General features: G+C 61.1%; 14 protein-coding genes. 2 read left to right on the top strand and 12 right to left on the bottom strand.

The window, feature by feature from the left end; genetic code table 11:
- Positions 1-3: 3 nt before the first annotated feature.
- The 3 genes from JJB09_RS09240 to JJB09_RS09230 are packed head-to-tail and all read right to left on the bottom strand — an operon-like array spanning position 4 to position 6,610.
- Entirely contained in the window at positions 4-885 is an 882-nt protein-coding gene (locus JJB09_RS09240) for a transglutaminase family protein (RefSeq protein WP_201656468.1), read from the bottom strand.
- A gap of 4 nt (positions 886-889) precedes the next feature.
- Positions 890-3,274 (bottom strand): circularly permuted type 2 ATP-grasp protein, encoded by a 2,385-nt coding sequence (locus JJB09_RS09235; protein ID WP_246748633.1) that lies wholly within the window; start codon positions 3,272-3,274, stop codon positions 890-892.
- A 15-nt stretch (positions 3,275-3,289) separates the two neighbouring features.
- Entirely contained in the window at positions 3,290-6,610 is a 3,321-nt protein-coding gene (locus JJB09_RS09230; RefSeq protein ID WP_201656461.1) for a transglutaminase family protein, read from the bottom strand.
- A 96-nt stretch (positions 6,611-6,706) separates the two neighbouring features.
- Between JJB09_RS09230 and JJB09_RS09225 the strand changes: the two genes are divergently transcribed.
- A complete protein-coding gene (locus JJB09_RS09225; protein ID WP_201656458.1) occupies positions 6,707-7,144 on the top strand; it encodes an EamA family transporter in 438 nt (145 codons plus the stop codon).
- A 146-nt stretch (positions 7,145-7,290) separates the two neighbouring features.
- On the opposite strand, the gene JJB09_RS09220 is transcribed toward JJB09_RS09225, so the two are convergent.
- From JJB09_RS09220 to JJB09_RS09195, 6 genes are all read right to left on the bottom strand, one after another.
- Positions 7,291-8,925 (bottom strand): amidohydrolase, encoded by a 1,635-nt coding sequence (locus JJB09_RS09220; protein WP_201656455.1) that lies wholly within the window; start codon positions 8,923-8,925, stop codon positions 7,291-7,293.
- Between the two features lie 17 nt (positions 8,926-8,942).
- Positions 8,943-9,782 carry an ABC transporter permease subunit gene (locus tag JJB09_RS09215; protein WP_201656452.1) on the bottom strand — a complete coding sequence of 280 codons (840 nt, stop codon included), beginning with the start codon at positions 9,780-9,782 and terminating at the stop codon, positions 8,943-8,945.
- Complete coding sequence (locus JJB09_RS09210; protein WP_201656449.1) at positions 9,779-10,741, bottom strand: ABC transporter permease; 963 nt, start codon at positions 10,739-10,741, stop codon at positions 9,779-9,781. Before JJB09_RS09210 ends, JJB09_RS09215 begins: the two co-directional genes overlap by 4 nt.
- 2 nt (positions 10,742-10,743) lie before the next feature.
- The gene (locus tag JJB09_RS09205; protein WP_201656446.1) at positions 10,744-11,904 is read right to left on the bottom strand and encodes an ABC transporter ATP-binding protein; all 1,161 of its coding nucleotides are present in this window, start codon (positions 11,902-11,904) and stop codon (positions 10,744-10,746) included.
- Between the two features lie 24 nt (positions 11,905-11,928).
- A complete protein-coding gene (locus JJB09_RS09200) occupies positions 11,929-13,032 on the bottom strand; it encodes a polyamine ABC transporter substrate-binding protein (protein WP_201656443.1) in 1,104 nt (367 codons plus the stop codon).
- 73 nt (positions 13,033-13,105) lie between these two features.
- Positions 13,106-14,251, bottom strand: coding sequence for an aromatic ring-hydroxylating oxygenase subunit alpha (locus JJB09_RS09195; RefSeq protein ID WP_201656440.1), 1,146 nt, complete (start codon positions 14,249-14,251; stop codon positions 13,106-13,108).
- A 314-nt stretch (positions 14,252-14,565) separates the two neighbouring features.
- Here JJB09_RS09195 and JJB09_RS09190 point away from each other — a divergent pair, with 314 nt between their 5' ends.
- Positions 14,566-15,225, top strand: a complete 660-nt coding sequence (locus tag JJB09_RS09190; RefSeq protein ID WP_201656437.1) for a TetR family transcriptional regulator C-terminal domain-containing protein — start codon at positions 14,566-14,568, stop codon at positions 15,223-15,225.
- A gap of 2 nt (positions 15,226-15,227) precedes the next feature.
- Here JJB09_RS09190 and JJB09_RS09185 read toward each other — a convergent pair whose 3' ends face one another.
- The 3 genes from JJB09_RS09185 to JJB09_RS09175 all read right to left on the bottom strand — a co-directional run bounded on the left by JJB09_RS09185 (position 15,228) and on the right by JJB09_RS09175 (position 18,282).
- Positions 15,228-15,389, bottom strand: a complete 162-nt coding sequence (locus JJB09_RS09185) for a hypothetical protein (protein WP_201656434.1) — start codon at positions 15,387-15,389, stop codon at positions 15,228-15,230.
- A 125-nt stretch (positions 15,390-15,514) separates the two neighbouring features.
- Positions 15,515-16,459 (bottom strand): agmatinase, encoded by a 945-nt coding sequence (gene speB, locus JJB09_RS09180; protein WP_201656431.1) that lies wholly within the window; start codon positions 16,457-16,459, stop codon positions 15,515-15,517.
- A gap of 206 nt (positions 16,460-16,665) precedes the next feature.
- The gene (locus JJB09_RS09175; RefSeq protein ID WP_343229002.1) at positions 16,666-18,282 is read right to left on the bottom strand and encodes a 5-guanidino-2-oxopentanoate decarboxylase; all 1,617 of its coding nucleotides are present in this window, start codon (positions 18,280-18,282) and stop codon (positions 16,666-16,668) included.
- Positions 18,283-18,316: the final 34 nt, after the last annotated feature.

Genomic DNA, 18,316 nt, shown 5'->3' with positions numbered 1-18,316 from the left:
AGTTCAGGTTTTGACCGGAATCACGTCAACAGCCTGCTCCGTCTTGTGGCTGCCGTAACTCTTGAGGATGCCGATGACCGGGGCGACATCGGAGTAGTCGCGCCCGTAGGCGACTCGGATGTGATCGCTGCCTGCCATCATGTTGTTGGTCGGGTCCCATTCCATCCAACCGGTCGCCCGACCGCACCAGACGCGCACCCAGGCGTGCATTGCATCGGCACCTTCAAGACGTTCCGCGCCGGGTGGCGGGATGGTCCGCAGGAATCCGCTGACGTAGCCGGCGGGAATTCCGATAGCGCGCAGCGCTATGATCATGATGTGGGCGAAATCCTGGCAAACTCCCTTTTTCAGCCGGAAGGCAGCTTCTGCAGGCGTATCCACGGTCGTGGCGCCGGGGAGATAGGTGAAGTGCTCATGTATCATCCTGCATACCGCCGTCGCGACCTCTCTCGTTGACATGTCGGGCAATGCAATGGAGCTTACCCACTCGGTGATTGACGCCGATTGCGCCAGCCTGGGACTGTCGCCGAGAAAGTGATGCGGCGCTTCCGGTTCCAGTGTCCAGCACCCGGCCACCTCGGCGCCGATCCTGCTGATCGCCGGGGAGAAATCGACCTGCTGGCTCAGGTTCTCCACGAGGACGCGGGCTTGCATGCGGATCTCCAGCCGGTCGTGCTGCGTGCGGAAGTTCACCGCAGTTGCCGGATTGCGGAAGAAGTCGATGAAATCGCTGCGTTCGTCAGGTGTCGGCGAGAATGTCAGGCTGCCGGCGATCAACCGTTGTCCGGCGGCCAGTGTCAGCGGCAAAACGCGCACGACATGTCGGGCGCCCGAGGCGGCGACGTCGTAGGCATATTCGATCTTCATCGAGACGTCGTAGAGCATGGCATCAACCGATATAAGTGCGGGCTAACAGGTCGGAGAATCGTTCCATCTCCGATTCGAGCCGGTCGTAAACGGCTCCGTCCATGCCTTCGGGGGTCATCAGCGCCAGCGTCGAGTAGAGCCTGAGCGCCTCGCGGTGGAAGGGCGACATCTGGCCGTTGACGATCGCATTCGGCAGTTGCTCCACTTCGGTCTTGATTTCATTGAGCTGATAGAGAACCGAACGTGGGTTGAGCGAATCGAGCGCCAGAAGGTCTGTCACTGTCAATCGCGTCGTGGCGACATTGTAGCGGCGCCGGTGGGTCATGACGCTGTCGCCGATCTCGATGAGCATATCGAGCGCACCGTCGGGCGCGTCGGGTCCGGAGAGGTGGCCGAGCAGCCGCGACATGTGCAGGCCGCGTTCGAGATAGCGACCGATCGACAGGAAGCGCCAACCGGTAAAGCGATACATGTTCTCGTGTACGAGGCCGGCAAAGCCTGCAAGCTTCCGCAAGAGCACCGTCATGGCGCTCGATGCGTCATCGCCGGGCTGGACCTTTTCGCGGAACTCGTGGGTGGTCTTTGCCAGGTCGTTGAGTGCCAACCATCCGTCTGGCGAGAACCGGTCGCGAATGTTGGAGGCCGAATAGAGCGCGCTGGATATGTTGTTGACCAGGCTTTCCGGCAGCGTCTCGTTGGTGTCGATATCGAGTGCGGCGAGATAGTCCGAGACATTGGCAAGCAGCGGCTGGTTGCGGTCGGCGTATTCGGCGTAGCGGCCGTGCCAGGCGCGCAGAATGCGCAATGCACCTTCGGCACGCTCGATGTAGCGGCCGAGCCAGAAAAGATTGTCCGCTGCCCTGCTCGGTAGGCTGCCGGGCATGTTGCGGGTGAAATTCTCCTCGGACGGCAGCAGCGTTGACCATTTGACCGGGGTGTCGGAGACGATCCAGACATCGGCAACCGAGCCGCCCTTCTGCATGGCGATGGCCGAGACGTCGTCGCCCGCGCCGATGCGGGCGAAGCCGCCCGGCATGATCTCCCAACCGTCGCGGGAGCGGGCGGCAAAGACACGCAGGCTCATCGGCCGCGGTGCGAACTTGCCGTCGACAAAGGCCGGCGTGGTGGAAAGCTTGACGATCTCCTGGCCGACCAGCCTGTTGCCTTCCTCGGCAATCCGCTTCAGCAGCGCATTCCTGTTTTCGCCCAGTGCAGAGCCGGCGACCGACTCGCCGCCGTCATCGAAGAACGGCAGGCGGGAATAGGCGGGGCCAATGATCATCCGGTCGAGATTGCGCGCGACGTGCTCCCGCTCGGCCTGCTGGCCGCACCACCATGTCGCGATCGATGGCAATTTCAGGTCCTCGTTGAGCAACCGGCGGCAGATGGCGGGCATGAAGGCGAGGAAAGCTCGAGTCTCGAGCAGACCCGAGCCCAGCGCATTGACGATGGCCACGCTTTCCGCCCGAAGTGCCTGCACGAGGCCGGGCGTGCCGATCTGCGACGTCTGGTCGAGCTCCAGCGGATCGGCGTAGGTTGCATCCAGGCGGCGCCACAATACGCTCAATGGCTTGAGGCCGGCGACCGTGCGGACCATCACCTTGTTGTCGACGACAGCGAGATCCTCGCCCTCAAGCAGCATGAAGCCGAGGTAACGGGCAATATAGGCGTGCTCGAAATAGGTTTCATTGGCCGGGCCGGGTGTCAGCACCGCGATCCGGTCGTCGCCATTCTTCTTGTGCATCTGCAGAGCATCGCGGAAGGTGCCGAAGAACGAAGCCAGCCGGTGGACATGGGTTTCGGCATAGATGTCGGAAAAGGCGCGTGTTGTCGCGACGCGATTTTCCAGCGCAAACCCTGCCCCCGAAGGCGCCTGTGTGCGGTCGGCAAGCACCCACCAGTTGCCATCCGGGCCACGCCCAATCTCGAAGGCGATGAAGTGCAGATAGTGGCCGCCGACGGGCGTCAAGCCGGCGACGGGCCGGAGGTATTCAGGGTTGGCGGCAATCAGGCCCGGCGGCAGGAGCCCTTCCTGTACCAGCCGGTTTTCCGAATATATGTCGGCGGCGATGCGTTCCAGCAGCTCAGCCCGCTGGGTTAGGCCTGCCGAAAGGTTTTGCCATTCCCGGCCATCGATCAATACGGGGATATGGGAAAGCGGCCAGGATCGTTCCGCATTCGGCTGGCCACCGTAAGCACGGTAGAAAACACCGGCGTCGCGAAGATATCTGTCGGCGCGGGCGATGCGGCCTTCAAGGTCTGTGCCACCCATCCGTGAAAGGGAGGAGACGAAATGTCGCCAGACCGGCCGCACTGTGCCATCCGGCCCCAGCATCTCGTCCGCCGTGCCGGGGATCAATGTGTAATCCAGCGCCTGTTGCGAATTCGTTGCTGCGTTTGCGCTCATACCTGTACCCGACATTTACGCTCCCGGCGGCCTTCTGAGATCCAGTGTCAGCGGAAAATCCGGGTGAGGCGTCTCCGGCTGGAGCGGGTAGCCGCCTGCTGTGTGCCCCCAGGGTTCGAAGCGTGCGAGCCGTCGCGCCTGCGCTTCATAGCCATTGACTGGGAAAGTGTCATAGCTGCGTCCCCCCGGATGGGCAACGTGATAAACGCAACCGCCAACCGCCTTTTCGGTCCAGCGATCGTAGATATCAAAGATCAAGGGGGTATTGACCGGCAGCACCGGATGGAAGCCCGACGCCGGCTGCCACGCCTTGAAACGGACGCCCGCGACAGCCGGGCCGCCGGCGTGGGTTTTGCGAAGCGGCACCGGCCGGCCGTTGCAGGCGACGGCAAACCGTTCCGGATTGCCGGTATCGAGCTTCACCTGCAGACGTTCGACCGAGGAGTCGACAAAGCGCACCGTGCCGCCAACGGCGCCCGTTTCGCCGGTGACATGCCACGGCTCGAGCGCCTGCCGGAGTTCGAGCCTGGTGTCTTCGAATTCCACCTCGCCATAGAAAGGAAAGCGGAATTCGAGTTGCGCCTCGAACCATTCCGGGCGGAAGGCGAAACCATGGCTTTTCAAGTCTGCGAGGATGTCGAGGAAATCCTGCCAGACGAAGTGCGGCAGCATGAAGCGATCATGCAGCGTGGTGCCCCACCGTGTGAACGTGCCATCCAGCGGCGCCTTCCAGAAACGGGCGATCAGCGCCCGGATGAGAAGCTGCTGGGCCAGGCTCATGCGGCTGTCCGGCGGCATCTCGAAGCCGCGGAATTCGACAAGACCCAGACGACCTGTCGGCCCATCCGGCGAAAACAGCTTGTCGATGCAGATCTCGGCGCGGTGGGTATTGCCCGATGAATCCACCAGCAGGTTGCGGAACAGGCGATCGACCAGCCACGGCAACGGCGCCGCATCGCCACCCGGCGCCGGCACCTGCGATAGCGCGATTTCCAGCTCGTAAAGCCCGTCGTGGCGCGCCTCATCGATGCGCGGCGCCTGGCTGGTCGGACCGATGAACAGGCCCGAAAACAGGTAGGAGAGGGAGGGGTGCCTCTGCCAAAAAAGCACGATGCTCTTCAGCAGATCGGGCCGGCGCAGAAACGGGCTGTCATTCGGGTTGGCGCCGCCGACCACGACATGGTTGCCGCCGCCGGTGCCGGTGTGACGGCCGTCGATCATGAACTTTTCAGCGCCGAGGCGGGACTGCCGCGCCTCCTCATAGACCGCGGTGGTGATGTCGACGCATTCCTGCCAGTTCGAGGCGGGATGGACATTGACTTCGATGACACCAGGATCGGGAGCGACACGGATGACGTTCAGCCGCTCGTCATGCGGGGGCGTGTAGCCTTCGATGTGGACGGGCAGCTTGAAGGCGGCGGCTGCGCGCTCCGCCGACGCGATGAGGTCGAGATAATCCTCGAGCGCTTCTGTCGGCGGCATGAAGACGCAGAGCCGGCCGTCGCGCACCTCGACGCTGATGGCGGTTCGCACGCGGCCGTCTATTTCCTCCAGGGATTGTCCCGTCTGGGTCTGATGCGGCGTGGCCGACTGCGTCGAATGAGCGGACAGTGCCCGGCCCGGGCTGTCGTGGAAATCCGGCAGAGCGGCACGCGGGACGGTGGGATCAACGGGGTGGATATAGGGATACTGTGACGGCGGCACATAGGGCAGGGAACCCAGCGGCAGGCGATAGCCGACAGGGGAATCGCCAGGCACCAGATAAAGACGCCCGCGCCGGGTTTCCCATTTCTCGGAGATCCAGCGCCGCCGTTCGGCGCGGGCATTCCACGCCTGTATCGGCAGCACGAAACCCGAGGGCTTTGTCAGTCCGTTGGAGAAGACCTTGGCGATGCGGGCGCGTTCTTCCGGGTCTTCCAGTTTTGAGTTGGCCGGATCGACATTCTCCGGCAGGTTGGCTTCCTTGATGACCCATTCGGCGGGGTCCTCGAAGGCGGGCACGACCAGAGCCGGATCGACGCGCAGCTCGGTGGCGATCGCGGCCAGCAACTTTTCCGCATCTTCCGCGCCCACCGGATAGGTCTTGCTTTCCTCGGCGATCAGCGTTTCATTTTCCCATACGGACTTGCCGTCGCGGCGCCAGTAGAGCGAGAAGGTCCAGCGCGGCAGGCTTTCTCCTGGATACCACTTTCCCTGGCCAAAGTGCAGGAAGCCGCCCGGGGCGAAACGGTCGCGCAGTCGCCGGATCAGCGTATCGGCGAGGCCTTGTTTCTGCGGTCCGACCGCATCGGTATTCCATTCCTCGGACTGGAAATCGTCGATCGATACGAAGGTCGGCTCACCGCCCATCGTCAGCCTGACATCTTCGCTCTTCAGGAATGCATCGACCTCCCCGCCGAGCGCATTGAGGTGCTCCCAGCTATCCTGGGGGAAAGGCTTGGTGATGCGCGGATGTTCGGACACCCGCGTCACCTTCATGTCGAAATCGAAGGAGGTGTTGGCCTGGCCGAAATAGCCGCCGGAGATCGGCGCGGCGTTTTTGTAATGCGGGGTGGCGGCCAGCGGGATGTGGCTCTCCCCGGTCAGTAGGCCCGATGTCGGGTCAAGACCGACCCAACCTGCGCCGGGAAGATAAACTTCACACCAGGCATGCAGGTCGGTGAAATCGACCTCGGTGCCCGAGGGGCCGTCGAGCGCCTTGATATCGGGCGCGAGCTGGATCAGGTAACCCGAGACAAAGCGCGCCGCAAAACCCAGATGGCGCAGGATCTGCACCAGTAGCCAGCCGCTGTCACGACAGGATCCAAGCGCGCTCGAAAGCGTCACTTCCGGTTCCTGGACGCCGGGCTCCATGCGGATGACATAGCCGATCTTCTGCTGAAGCTGATGATTGAGGCCGACGACCTTGTCGATGGTCTTCATTGAAGAGCGATCGATTGTGTCGAGCAGGGCCTGCAGGTGCGGCCCTGCTGGCTCTGGCTTCATATAGATCGACAGGTCTTCGCTCAGATCCTCCGGATAGGCAAAGGGCCACATCTCGGCGGATTCCTCGATAAAGAAATCGAAGGGATTGTAGACCGTCATGTCGGCGACGAGATCGACTTCGATCTTCAGTTCGCGCACCGGTTCGGGAAAGACGAAGCGGGCGAGGTAGTTGCCGTAGGGATCCTGCTGCAGGTTGACGAAATGATTCTCGGGCGAGATTTTGAGAGAATGGCTCAAAACCTTGGTCTTCGAATGCGCCGCGGGCTTCAGCCGGATGATCTGCGGGCTCAACATGACCGGATTGTCGTAGATATAGTGGGTCAGATGATAAATACTGGCCTTGATGGACATATGCTCAGCCGTTCCCTGTTTTGTACTGGAGTTTGTGCAATGCAAACAAGGAAAGCAAGCAGGTATTTGACGCAGTTCAACACGGGTGCCGACTAGATGAAAAATCTTCTTCTGTCATGGCAGGTATGGGCCCTGCTTTCCGCCGCCTTTGCCGCACTGACGGCGATCTTCGCCAAGATCGGCATCGAGAACATCAACTCGGATTTCGCGACGTTCATCCGCACGATCGTCATCCTTGTCGTGGTCGGCGCGCTGCTTGCAATGTTGGGCGGTTGGCAGTCGCCGGCCGAGATTTCAGGCCGGACCTGGACCTTCCTCATCCTGTCGGGGCTTGCCACCGGGGCATCCTGGCTCTGCTATTTCCGGGCGTTGAAAATCGGCAATGCGGCGCAGGTCGCACCGGTGGACAAGCTCAGCGTGGTGCTGGTGGCGATCTTCGCCTTCCTGTTTCTCGGCGAGCGGCCGTCGCTGGTCAACTGGGCGGGCATCGTGCTGATCTTTCTCGGCGTCGTGCTGATCGCGCAAAAAGCATGAGTCCTTCCGAGCCTTTCGAAAACGGTGCGCCGGCCATCTCGCGGCATCGGAAGATCCGGGAACATCGGGGCCCGTTCAGCCGGGGCAGGGTGGCGCACTCGCGCCCATGTCGTCCGGAAGGGCTTGGACTTGGACCTCGATCCAACTTATCCCGCAAACCCCACATCCCGATGCACTTGCCTGCCGCCAAGCAGCGTCAGAAGCACATTGGTGTCGCCGATATCGTAGACATCGCAGGTGAGAATGTCGCGGTCGAGCACAATCAGATCGGCATATTTACCGAGGCTCAGGGAGCCCGTGTCGGCTGAGCGCCAGGCCGCTGCGGCGGCATGGATCGTATAGGCCTTGATGCATTCCTCGCGGGTCATCCGCTGTTCGGGCAGGAATACCGGATGTGTGTTCGGCCGGCCCGGCGGCTGGCGGGTGATCGCGGTTTCGATAATTTCGAAGGGGTTGAGCGTCGATACGCCCCAATCCGAGGACAACGCATAGGGTGCGCCGGCGTCGATCAGAGAGCGGAAGGCATACATCCACTTGCCGCGCACCTCGCCGACGATCGGCAGGGCGATATCGGTGACGGACGGCTCGTGCCGGGCCCAGAGCGCCTGGACATTGGCCACGGCGCCCAGTTCGGCGAGCCGAGGAATGTCTGACGGATCGATGCACTGGATATGCGCCAGCTGGTGCAGGCTCGGCCAGCGGCCGTTGACAGATCGTGCCTTTTCCAGCCCGTCGAGGGCGGCGCGGACAGCATAATCGCCGATCACATGGACATGGATCTGGAAGCGGGCGGCATCGAAAGCGGTGAACAGTTCGAGGATTTGCGGATGCGAAAACATCAGCGGCGCATTGCCGCCGGCAGCATCCGAATAGTCCTCGATCATTGCAGCGGTGCGATTTTCCATCACGCCGTCGAGGAAGAACTTGGCCGAGTGTATGGTGAACATCTCGGACTGATTGGCGGCACGCAGCGCTTGAAGGCGGGCAACGGCGTCGACCGTCTTTTCGTAGGGTTCGACACGGGCGGTGGCGCAGACGCGGACCGTCAACTCGCCACGTTCCTGCATGCCGGAATAGACGCGGGCATGGCGTTCGCGAACCGAGGCATCGAGCACGCCGGTGATGCCATGGCGATTGGCGAGGGACTGCGCAAACTTGATGCCGAAGACGAAATCCTCGTCCGTCGGCTGCGGCATCTTCGCCTCGGCCCATTTGATCGCGTCTTCATGCAGCATGCCCGTCGGCACGCCGTTTTCATCGCGTACGAAGTGGCCGTTGAAGGGATCGTCGATCCCGCTGACCAGCCCGAGCAGTTCGCACGCCCGGGAGTTCAGGCAGGCATTGTGGCCGTCGGAGGCGAGGATGAAGGAGGGGCGGTCGGGTACCGCGAGATCCAGCACCTGCCGCGTGAGATTGCCGTCATGGAAGATGCCCGTGTACCAGCCGACGCCGTTGACCCATGTGCCATCATGGCTCTCGCTGAAGGTTTTCATCGTCGCAACCAGTTCGTCGATCGTGCGTGCCGCGTCCAGGCCTGCGTTCTGGGCATAGTCGCGACCGCTGTCCTGCAAGTGGATATGGGTATCCTGAAAGCCTGGCAAAACCAGTCGTCCACCCGCATCAACGATGCGCGTGTTCTCACTCGCAAGCGCACGGATCTCCTTATCTGCACCGAGCGCAATGACACGCCCGTTTTTGACTGCGAGTGCCTGCGCCTTCGGTGTCAGCGGGTCCATGGTGACAATATTGGCATTGAAAAGGATCAGGTCAGGGGTAGGCATAATACTATCCATTGTTGCTATTCATTCGCTGCGGCTGCCAGATGGTAATCGCGCTGCTTGCGCAGCTCCGCGCGGCTCATGATGAAGCCTGCCACGGCGACACAGAAGCCGACGCTGACGATGATCAGGGTCGCGAGCGCGTTGATGTCGGGCGTAACGCCCAGCTTCACCTTGCTCCAGATGAGGATTGGCAGCGTGGTCGATCCCGGTCCGGTGGTGAAGCTGGTGATCACCACGTCATCGAGCGAGATCGTAAACGCCAGCAGCCAGCCGGACATGATGGCCGGAAAGATGATCGGCAGCGTTACGTCCCTCAACACCTGCCAGGGTTTGGAGCCGAGATCCAGTGCGGCCTCCTCAATGGAAGCGTCCATGCTCGAAAGCCGCGACTGCACGATGGTCGTCACATAGGTCATCGAGAAGGTGATATGCGCCATCGTGATGGTGGTGAAGCCGCGCTTGCCCGGCCAGCCGATCCATTGCGCCATCAGGATGAACAGCATCAGCATCGAAATGCCGGTGATCACCTCCGGCAGGATCAGCGGCGCGGTGACGAAACCGGAAAACACCGTGCGACCCTTGAAACGACCGAAGCGGGCGAGCGCGATGCCAGCCATCGTACCGAGGATGGTAGCGAAGGTGGCGCTGACCAGTGCGATCTTCAGAGACAAAAGAGCTGCATCGATGATCTGGTTGTTGGCGAAAAGCTTTCCGTACCATTGCGTCGAGAAGCCGCCCCAGACGGTTACCAGCCGCGACTTGTTGAAGGAATAGACGATCATCGAGAAGATCGGGATGTAGAAGAAGGCTAGGCCAAGCCAAAGGCAGGTCAGCAGGAAGGCGGGGCGCCGGTTCATTTGCGGCCCTCGCTTCCAGCCTGCGCCCGCGCATCGAAATGGTTGTAGGCCATCATCGGCAGGACGAGCAGCATCAGCAGCGCCACGGCAACGGCCGAGGCCATCGGCCAGTCGCGCGCCGAGGAGAATTCGTCAGAAATGACGCGACCGATCATCGGGTCATAGGCATTGCCAACCAAGCCCGGGATGATCATCTCGCCGCAGGCCGGAATGAAGACGAGCAGCCCCCCGGCGATGATGCCGGGAATCGACAGTGGCAAGGTTACGTCGCGGAACACCTGCGAGGGCCGGGAACCGAGATCCATCGCCGCCTCGTTGAGGGTCAGGTCCAGCTTCTCCAGGTTCGCATAGAGCGGCAGGATCATGAACGGCAGGTAGGAATAGACCATCACCAGCACCACGGCGAAGTTCGTGTTCATCATGGGAATGCTGGTGAGCGCCCATTGCGAGGGCACGACGACATTGTAGATAGAGGTCAGTCCCTTGTTGAACCAGCTGTTGGAGCCGAAAAGTCCGATCCAGGCATAAACGCGAAGCAGGAAGGACGTCCAGAAGGGCAGGATCACAAGGATCAGGAAAAAGTTCCGCCATGTGCGGCTGATCCGCGTCAGCGCCAGGGCCATCGGATAACCGATCAGCAGGCAAAGTACGGTGGCGATACCGGCATTGTAGACCGAAATCAGGTAGGACCTGATATAGAGGCTGTCGGTGAAAAGCCTCTGGTAGCCGTCGAGATAGATGTAGGGCCACTCCGCCTGGTACTGGAACGGTGGCGATGTGGGCGCGGTCTTCGCCAGGCTGATGGCAAAGATGATCAGGAACGGCACGAAGAAGAAGAAGAACAACCATATGTAAGGCGTGGCGATGATGGTCTGCCGCCAGCCAACCCGGTTGAACCAGTGCCTGATACCGGTCTCGCCCAGCGGCGCGACGCTCGGGGATTGCTCGATGGTCGCCATGATCAATCCTTCAGGAGAATGACGGACGTGGGGTCGAAGGCCAGCCAAACCCTGTCTTCCCATTGCGCGACACGTTCGTTTTCAGGGCGCCTACGGGCGTTGACCGAATTGACGGCCAGCACGGTGCCGGTATCCAGCCGGATGCGGTAGAGCGAATCCTTGCCGAAATAGCCGAGGTCATCGACCGTGCCTTGTACGACATTGCTTGATGTCGGTGGGGCTTCGCGCGAAATGTGGATCTTTTCCGGGCGGATGGCTGCGGAAATCTTCTGGCCGGTGGCGATGTGGCGCGGTGCCACGCCGGTGACATCGACGCCCAGCGCCGGTACCCGCACGGTCGCCATGTTTTCGATGACCGATAGCACCTCGCCGTCGAACAGATTGATGGAGCCGATGAAGCCCGCAACGAACCGGCTGTTGGGGTATTCGTAGACCTCGGTTGCCGAGCCGATCTGGCGGACAACGCCTTTGTCCATGACTGCGATGCGGGTTGCGAGCGTCATCGCCTCTTCCTGGTCGTGGGTGACGACGACGAAGGTGATGCCGGTCTTGTGCTGGATGTTGGCAATCTCGAACTGAGTGTGTTCGCGAAGCTTCTTGTCGAGCGCGCCCAGCGGCTCGTCGAGCAGCAGCACCTTGGGACTCTTTGCCAGTGAGCGGGCGAGTGCGACACGCTGGCGCTGTCCGCCGGAGATCTGGTGCGGCTTGCGGTGGCCGAGTTCGGAGAGCTGGACCAGGTCAAGCATCTGCCTGACCCGGTCCTTTCGTTGCGCATCCGTCATCTGCTCGTGCTTGAGGCCATAGGCGACGTTCTTTTCGACCGTCATATGGGGGAAGAGCGCATAGGATTGAAACATCATGTTGACGGGGCGCTCGTAGGGCGGCACGTCGGTCATGTCCCTGCCATCTATCAGGATGTGACCGCTGGTCGGCGTCTCGAAGCCGGCCAGCATGCGAAGAAGGGTAGTCTTGCCGCAACCCGAGCCGCCGAGCAGGGCGAAAAGCTCGCCCTTGGCAATATCGATGCTGACTTCGTTGACGGCGACAATGCCGGCAAAGGATTTGGTGACCTTGTCGATCTTGACGAAGGAGGAGGCTGGATTGGTGTCCGGCGCCGGGCTAGTGCTGGATTTGCCGGTCTTCGAAGGAGCAATGACGTTCATTTTTCACCTCGCTTGAAAGCTGGATCAGCCGGACTTGATGTCCGTCCAGACACGGGTGAAGATGCGCTCCTGTTCCTCGGTTGGCGCCTTGGGCGCATAGAGGCGGCTCATCGTCTCGGCATCGGGATAGACTGCCGGATTATCGATGATCGCCTTGTCGAGGAATGGCTTCGAGGCGAGGTTGCCGTTGGCGTAGTTGGTGAAGTTCGAGCATTTGGCGATGACTTCGGGGTCCATCAGGTAGTTGATGAATGCGTGGGCATTGTCCTTGTTGGCGGAATCGCTCGGAATGCACACATTGTCGACCCATGCGGGCGCGCCTGTCTTCGGGACGTAATAGGCGAGATTGATCTCGACGCCAGCCTCCTTGGCGCGGGTCTGCGCGGTGGCGTAGTCGCCCGACCAGTTGTTGATGGCGCAGAGTTCCTTGTTGGGGATCGCGTTGAGGTAATTGGCGTTGTCAAAGGTCTTGATGTATTTGCGGACCGGCTTGAGGACCTCGGCGGCCGCTCTGAAGTCGGCTTCGGTGGCCGTGTCGGGGTTCTTGCCGATATACTTCAGCACCATGAACAGGAAGTCCGTCGGACTATCGAGGATCGAGATGCCGCAATCGGCCAGCTTTTCGGCATTTTCCGGTTTGAGGATGACGTCCAGCGATTCAAGGTCAGCATTCGGCAGCCGTTCCTTGACCATGTCGACGTTGTAGCTCATGCCGACCGAACCCCACATGTAGGGGACGCCATAAAGGTTGCCGGGATCCCAGCTCTCGAGGATCTTCAGGATGGCGGGATCGAGGTTTTTCCAGTTCGGCAGCTTGGATCGGTCGAGCTTTTCGTAGATGTTCGCCTTGAGAAGGTTCGGCATGCCGAGGCCCGATTGCACCACCACGTCGTAGCCGGTGGCGCCGGCCAGCATCTTGGCCTGCATTTCTTCTGCAGAGGCATAGAGGTCATAGGTGACGGGAATACCCGTGGCGCTCTGGAAATCCTCGACCGTGGTCTCGCCGATGTAATCGGCCCAGTTGTAGACGGCCAGCGTCCCTTCGGCGCGTGCGCGCTTGACGAAAGGAGCCGCGAGCACAGTGCCGCCCATGAGCGTGAGTACGGTGCGTCTATTCAGAAGTGGCATGATATGTTCCCTTTTTTGTTTTTGTCGTCCCTGACTTCATGCGGACGCCGGCAAGCACGGCGCCTTCTTCTTGTTATTTCATCTGCTCCCGGATCCATTGCTGAAAGCGGAAGACGTCGAACTCCTGCGGCATCAGCCGGCCTTGGCGATACTTTGAGCTCCGTAGGCCACGCTGGTTCATTTCGCAGGCGTCTCCGTCCTGCAGCATGACCGTCGTGGCGAAATCGACGACGTTGGCGAGATCGAAATCCGGTTGGGCAAGGGTCTCGGGGGAGAACAGCCATTCGGCTCGAAGTTCGGTGCGCTCGGGGCCAAGCGGCCGCAGCGCAACCGTCCTGACGTAATCGACATGGGCGACGACAAACATCGTCGGCAGCAGGGTTACGAACGTTTGACCAGCAGCACGCTCGGCGTTGGTCAGCCCTTCAAATTCAGGGCCGCAGGTTTGACCATTCATCGACCACGTGCGGGCGCCTTGCTTCAGGACGTGCTGGTCATGATTGGCCTCGGGCGTCCATCCCGGGGCTTCGTTCGGCGCCATGTAGCCCCTGGAATAGATAGGCACCATGTCTGAAAGCTCGGGGTGGATGCCGGGACAGTGCAGGCATTCGTTGTAGTTCTCCCAGAAGATCTTCCAGTTGCAGGCGAGTTCCTTGGTCATGACGTGGCCGGTGACGAGGCGAGCCATCGGCCAATTGTCGAAGGCATGGGGACCCAGGTCCGGCGCGGCATCAAAATCCGGAGGATCATCGGCGAGGCAAACATAAAGGAAGCCATTCCAGAGTTTCACCGCGACCCGGAACAGGCCATGATCCTCCTTGCGGAAATCGTCGGTGAGCGAGATGAACGGCGTGCTGACCAGACGCCCGTCAAATCCATAGCTCCACTGATGGTACGGACAGGAAATCAGCTTGGAGGATAGCTGCTTCTGTTGGGCGGTGCAGAGCTCCGATCCCCGATGCCGGCAGGTGTTGTGAAAGCAGGTGACGTTGTCGTCGCGGTCGCGGATCAGGATCAGGTTTTCGCCGGCAACCGATATGCGGCGCATCGTCATTTCGGGCAGGTCGTTGAAGCGGCCGACGTAGACCCATTGCCGGGACCAGATCAGTTTTTGCTCGCACGCGAACCAGTCAGGATCGAAATAGCATTCGGCGGGGAGTGTCGGTGGGCAATGATCCAGAAGCGGGGAGGCGGTATCGGGCATGTGCATCTGGTTCATGTCAGCCACCCCGGTTAGCGCATCGCGCCAAAGCGGGAAAGGCAGAAGCTTGCTCGTGAGGCCATCCGGCACTCCTCAAGCACACCAAATCGCAAATCGCGTCCCGGTGATGGCATCTAGTGTTCCCGTTCTTTTTGTTCGGTCAGCCCTGAAGGCATGTTCAGCCTAGCAGCGCCAGACGTGATTACAAGGTCAGTTTTTTGCATTTTGACTGAACTGTCAATCAGTATAATTGTGTGGGCGGGCAGATTCTGCTTTTCATCGAGCTTGCGTCCATGCAAGGGATTGAAGGCGCATAACCACGGGGCTCGCCAATGACTGCTGCCAATAAAATCACGCGCCCTGAGGCGGGTTCCCGAAAGGCCAGTCGCGAGATGCGGCGCCAGCAGTTCATCGAGGCGACGATCGCGACGCTGGCGCGCAACGGCTATGCGCGAACGACGCTGACCGAAGTCGCCCAGACCGCAGGCCTGTCGCATGGGTTGATCATTTTCCATTTCGAGACGAAGGAGAAGCTGCTCACCGAAACGTTGATTTACCTTGCCAGGGAATATCGGGACAACTGGACGCAGTCGCTGGCGCAGGCGCCGGCACGTCCGGCGGCGCAACTCGAGGCGCTGATGCGTGCGGACTTCGTCGATTCGATCTGCAATCCAGAGCGGCTGGGTGCCTGGTCGGCGCTGTGGGGCGAGATCCAGAGCAGACCTATATATCGTGAGCACGGCGCCGATTTCGATGTCGAATATGCGGCAACCGTCAGGAGGCTCTGCTCAGAACTGATCCAGGAGGGCGGCTACCCATGCGATGTCGAGGCTGTTTCGCGCGTTGTGCGCGTGTCGCTCGAAGGGTTATGGCTCGAATTGATGAACACCGTCGAGCCCTATCCGGTTGGTGAAGCGCTGAAGGCCATGTTCCAACTGGCCATGGCCTTCTTCCCGAAACATTTCGGCAAACATGGAGCGATAACGGACTGACCCTAGTATTGCGTGCCGTTGTGACGCGAATTGTAGCGCGACTCTTTCCGCTTCCATGAGTCGGGATGCTTCTCATCGTCTGCGGCTGTTCGGCCGCCGACGCAGCTCGAAAGCAGGATTGCAATAGCTGCAAGGCACGACAGCAAGACGGGCAGTGTCTTCATCTTGATTTTTCTCCACTATTTCGCGGAGAGAATAGCGACATTAATCACCGTCTGCAATCAGGCCGTGATGATTGCGAGGGCGGAAAATGCCAGGGATCTCCCATCCGGGATCCCCAGCACAATGGCTAACGCTTCACGCCTGGCAGCACGCAGAGCATTTCGTACAACAGGTTGGCGCCGATCAGTGCGGTATTGCCCGAGGGATCGAACGGCGGCGATACTTCCACCAGATCGCAGCCGACGAGGTTGAGCCCGGCGCAGCCGCGAATGATTTCCAGCGCCTGCCAGGTCGTCAGGCCGCCGATCTCGACCGTGCCGGTACCGGGCGCAAATGCCGGATCAAGGCTGTCGATGTCGTAGGTCAGGTAGACGGGCGTGTCGCCGATCTTGGCGCGGATGTCGTCGATCATCGGTTTCAGCGACTTGCCCCAGCACTCTTCCGCCTGGATCACCGTCCAGCCCTGGGACCGGGCCCAGTTGAAGTCCTCTGGTGAATAGCCGGTGCCACGCAGGCCGATCTGGAACACCTTGTCGTTGTTGAGCAGGCCGTCGTCGAACGCGCGACGGAACGGCGTGCCATGGGCGATCTTTTCGCCGAACATTTCGTCGTTGATGTCGGCATGGGCATCGACATGGATCAGTGCCACCGGGCCGTGCTTCTTGGCGATCGCCCTGAGGATCGGGTAGGTCAGCGTGTGGTCGCCGCCGAGGGTGAGCGGGATGCAATTGTGCGCGAGGATCTTGTGATAAGCCTCGGTGATGATGTCGACGGTCTTCTTGAGATCGAAGGTGTTGATGGCGACGTCGCCGATATCGGCCACCTGCAGATGCTCGAAAGGCGCCGCACCCGTCGCCATGTTGTAGGGCCGGAGCATGCAGGATTCCTGCCGGATCTGCCGTGGCCCGAGGCGGGTGCCGGGACGGTTGGAGGTGCCGACATCGAGCGGAATGCCGACGAAGCAGGCATCGAGGCCCTCGGCGGTCGCCTGCGTCGGCAGCCGCATCATGGTGGCGGGGCCACCGAAACGGGGCATTTCATTGCCGCCGAGCGGCTGATTGAAGGTGGTCATGGTAAAATCCTTCGCGCTTTGTTGGGATAGAACCCCTCCCCAACCCCTCCCCACAAGGGGGAGGGGTTTAACCTGCGGCGCTCGCTCACCCTGCAACAACGCCAGCACTATGAGTGTAGGTTGATAGCAAGCGAGGCGGCGCCTCAGTTCGCCCCTCCCCCTTGTGGGGAGGGGGTGGGGAGGGGACTTGTCCCAAGGTAAAAACTCTACTTCGTCGTCTTCGTCACAGCTTCCTTGCGCACGTCCTCGCCGAAGACGATTAGCGTCGGCTCGGTGCTGGAGGCGGCTTTCTCGACCATGGCAAGCAGGTCGGCAAGATTGCCGGCTGTCTCTGTCGTCCAGCCATAGGCCTTGCCGATGCCGATGAAATCGGGCGTGTAGAGGTCGACTCCGAGTGTCGGGATGTTCTTCGACACCATGTAGGACTTGATCTCGCCGTAGCCATTGTTGTTGAGCAGCAGGACGATGATCGGTAGGCCCGCTTCCTTGGCCGATGCGAGTTCGGCGACCGAGAACTGGAAGCCGCCGTCGCCGGCAAGCGCGATCACCGGCCGGTTCGGTGCCGCGGCCTTGGCGCCGATCGCCGCGGGCATGCCATAACCAAGCGTGCCGTAGCCGGTTGCCGAATTGAAATACGAGGACGGCGAGGCCGAGGTGTAGCCGAGGTTGCCGGAATAGACCAACTGGGTGGAATCGCCGACGAAGATCACATCCGGAAACTGGTCGCGGATGGCTTCGAGGATGTGGATGTCGCCGAGCATCGCCGGGGTCAGGTCGCTGTTCGGATTGGTCCGAACCTTGGCGGCGCGGGCGGCGCCGTCGCGCTTGCCTGAAGCCACCGCAGCGCTGAGTTGGGCGGCGCTGGTTGCCGCATCGCCGACAATGCCGATCTCCGGCAGCACCGTGCGCATGATATGCTTGGGGTCGATGTCGATACGGATCACCTTGCCGGGGATCTTGAAGAAACCGTCCTCGTACATGTCGTAGTCGGTGGGGCCGAATTCGGTGCCGATGGCGAGCACGACATCAGAGGCTTCGATCAACTGGCGGGTAGCAGAGAAGCTCGCTGAGGTGGAAATGCCAAGCGGATGGGCCGGCGGCAGGATGCCACGGCCGTTGGTGGTCATGCAGACGGGGGCATCGATCTTCTCGGCGAGCCCCCGAATTTCCTTGGAAGCACGGACCGCGCCGCCACCGGCAAGGATAATCGGAGCCTTGGCGCCATCGAGAAGGGCTACTGCGGCGGCGATCTCGTCGGCTTGCGCGGCAGGGCGCTTCAGGCGCGCAACCTTCTCCGGAACAGGCAGGTGGTCAGCTGCCGCGAGCATGACATTGATCGGCAGCTCGATATGCACGGGGCGGGGCCGGGCGCTGTCGAACACCGCGAAAGCGCGCGCCAGCGCCGGCGCCAATTCTTCCGGGCGGTTGACCGTGTAGCTGAAGGCCGCAACATTGTTGACCAGCGCCTGCTGGTTCGGCAATTCGTGCAGCCAGCCTTCGCCCGAGCCCATGTGGCCGTGGCTGTTGACGGTGGAAATCACCAGCATCGGGATGGAATCGCCGTAGGCCTGGCCCATGGCGGTGACGATATTGGTCATGCCGGGGCCAGTGATGATGAAGCAGACGCCCGGCTTGCCGGAAACGCGCGCATAGCCATCGGCCATGAAGCCGGCGCCCTGTTCATGGCGGGGGGTGATGTGGCGCACATTGGAGCCGGCGAGGCCGCGATAGAGTTCGACCGTGTGGACGCCGGGAATGCCGAAGACGGTATCCACCCCATAGGCCTCAAGAAGCTTCGTCAGATACATACCGGTGCTAATCACGTCATTCTCCCAGTCCAGGATTCTTTTAATTCTA

This window comes from Phytoamicus setariae (genome assembly GCF_016722925.1).
GTDB classification, from domain to species: domain Bacteria; phylum Pseudomonadota; class Alphaproteobacteria; order Rhizobiales; family Rhizobiaceae; genus Rhizobium_E; species Rhizobium_E setariae.
The sequence above is the reverse complement of the archived record's forward strand: the minus strand, read 5'-3'. Positions and strand labels throughout refer to the sequence as shown.

Bases quoted from the DNA above. Each gene is read 5' to 3' on its own strand.
- JJB09_RS09235 (WP_246748633.1), bottom strand. From the start codon at position 3,274: ATGAGCGCAAACGCAGCAACGAATTCGCAACAGGCGCTGGATTACACA.
- JJB09_RS09240 (WP_201656468.1), bottom strand. From the start codon at position 885: ATGCTCTACGACGTCTCGATGAAGATCGAATATGCCTACGACGTCGCC.
- JJB09_RS09195 (WP_201656440.1), bottom strand. From the start codon at position 14,251: ATGAACCAGATGCACATGCCCGATACCGCCTCCCCGCTTCTGGATCAT.
- JJB09_RS09215 (WP_201656452.1), bottom strand. From the start codon at position 9,782: ATGAACCGGCGCCCCGCCTTCCTGCTGACCTGCCTTTGGCTTGGCCTA.
- JJB09_RS09200 (WP_201656443.1), bottom strand. From the start codon at position 13,032: ATGCCACTTCTGAATAGACGCACCGTACTCACGCTCATGGGCGGCACT.
- JJB09_RS09185 (WP_201656434.1), bottom strand. From the start codon at position 15,389: ATGAAGACACTGCCCGTCTTGCTGTCGTGCCTTGCAGCTATTGCAATC.
- speB (WP_201656431.1), bottom strand. From the start codon at position 16,459: ATGACCACCTTCAATCAGCCGCTCGGCGGCAATGAAATGCCCCGTTTC.
- JJB09_RS09225 (WP_201656458.1), top strand. From the start codon at position 6,707: ATGAAAAATCTTCTTCTGTCATGGCAGGTATGGGCCCTGCTTTCCGCC.
- JJB09_RS09205 (WP_201656446.1), bottom strand. From the start codon at position 11,904: ATGAACGTCATTGCTCCTTCGAAGACCGGCAAATCCAGCACTAGCCCG.
- JJB09_RS09230 (WP_201656461.1), bottom strand. From the start codon at position 6,610: ATGTCCATCAAGGCCAGTATTTATCATCTGACCCACTATATCTACGAC.
- JJB09_RS09190 (WP_201656437.1), top strand. From the start codon at position 14,566: ATGACTGCTGCCAATAAAATCACGCGCCCTGAGGCGGGTTCCCGAAAG.
- JJB09_RS09210 (WP_201656449.1), bottom strand. From the start codon at position 10,741: ATGGCGACCATCGAGCAATCCCCGAGCGTCGCGCCGCTGGGCGAGACC.
- JJB09_RS09220 (WP_201656455.1), bottom strand. From the start codon at position 8,925: ATGCCTACCCCTGACCTGATCCTTTTCAATGCCAATATTGTCACCATG.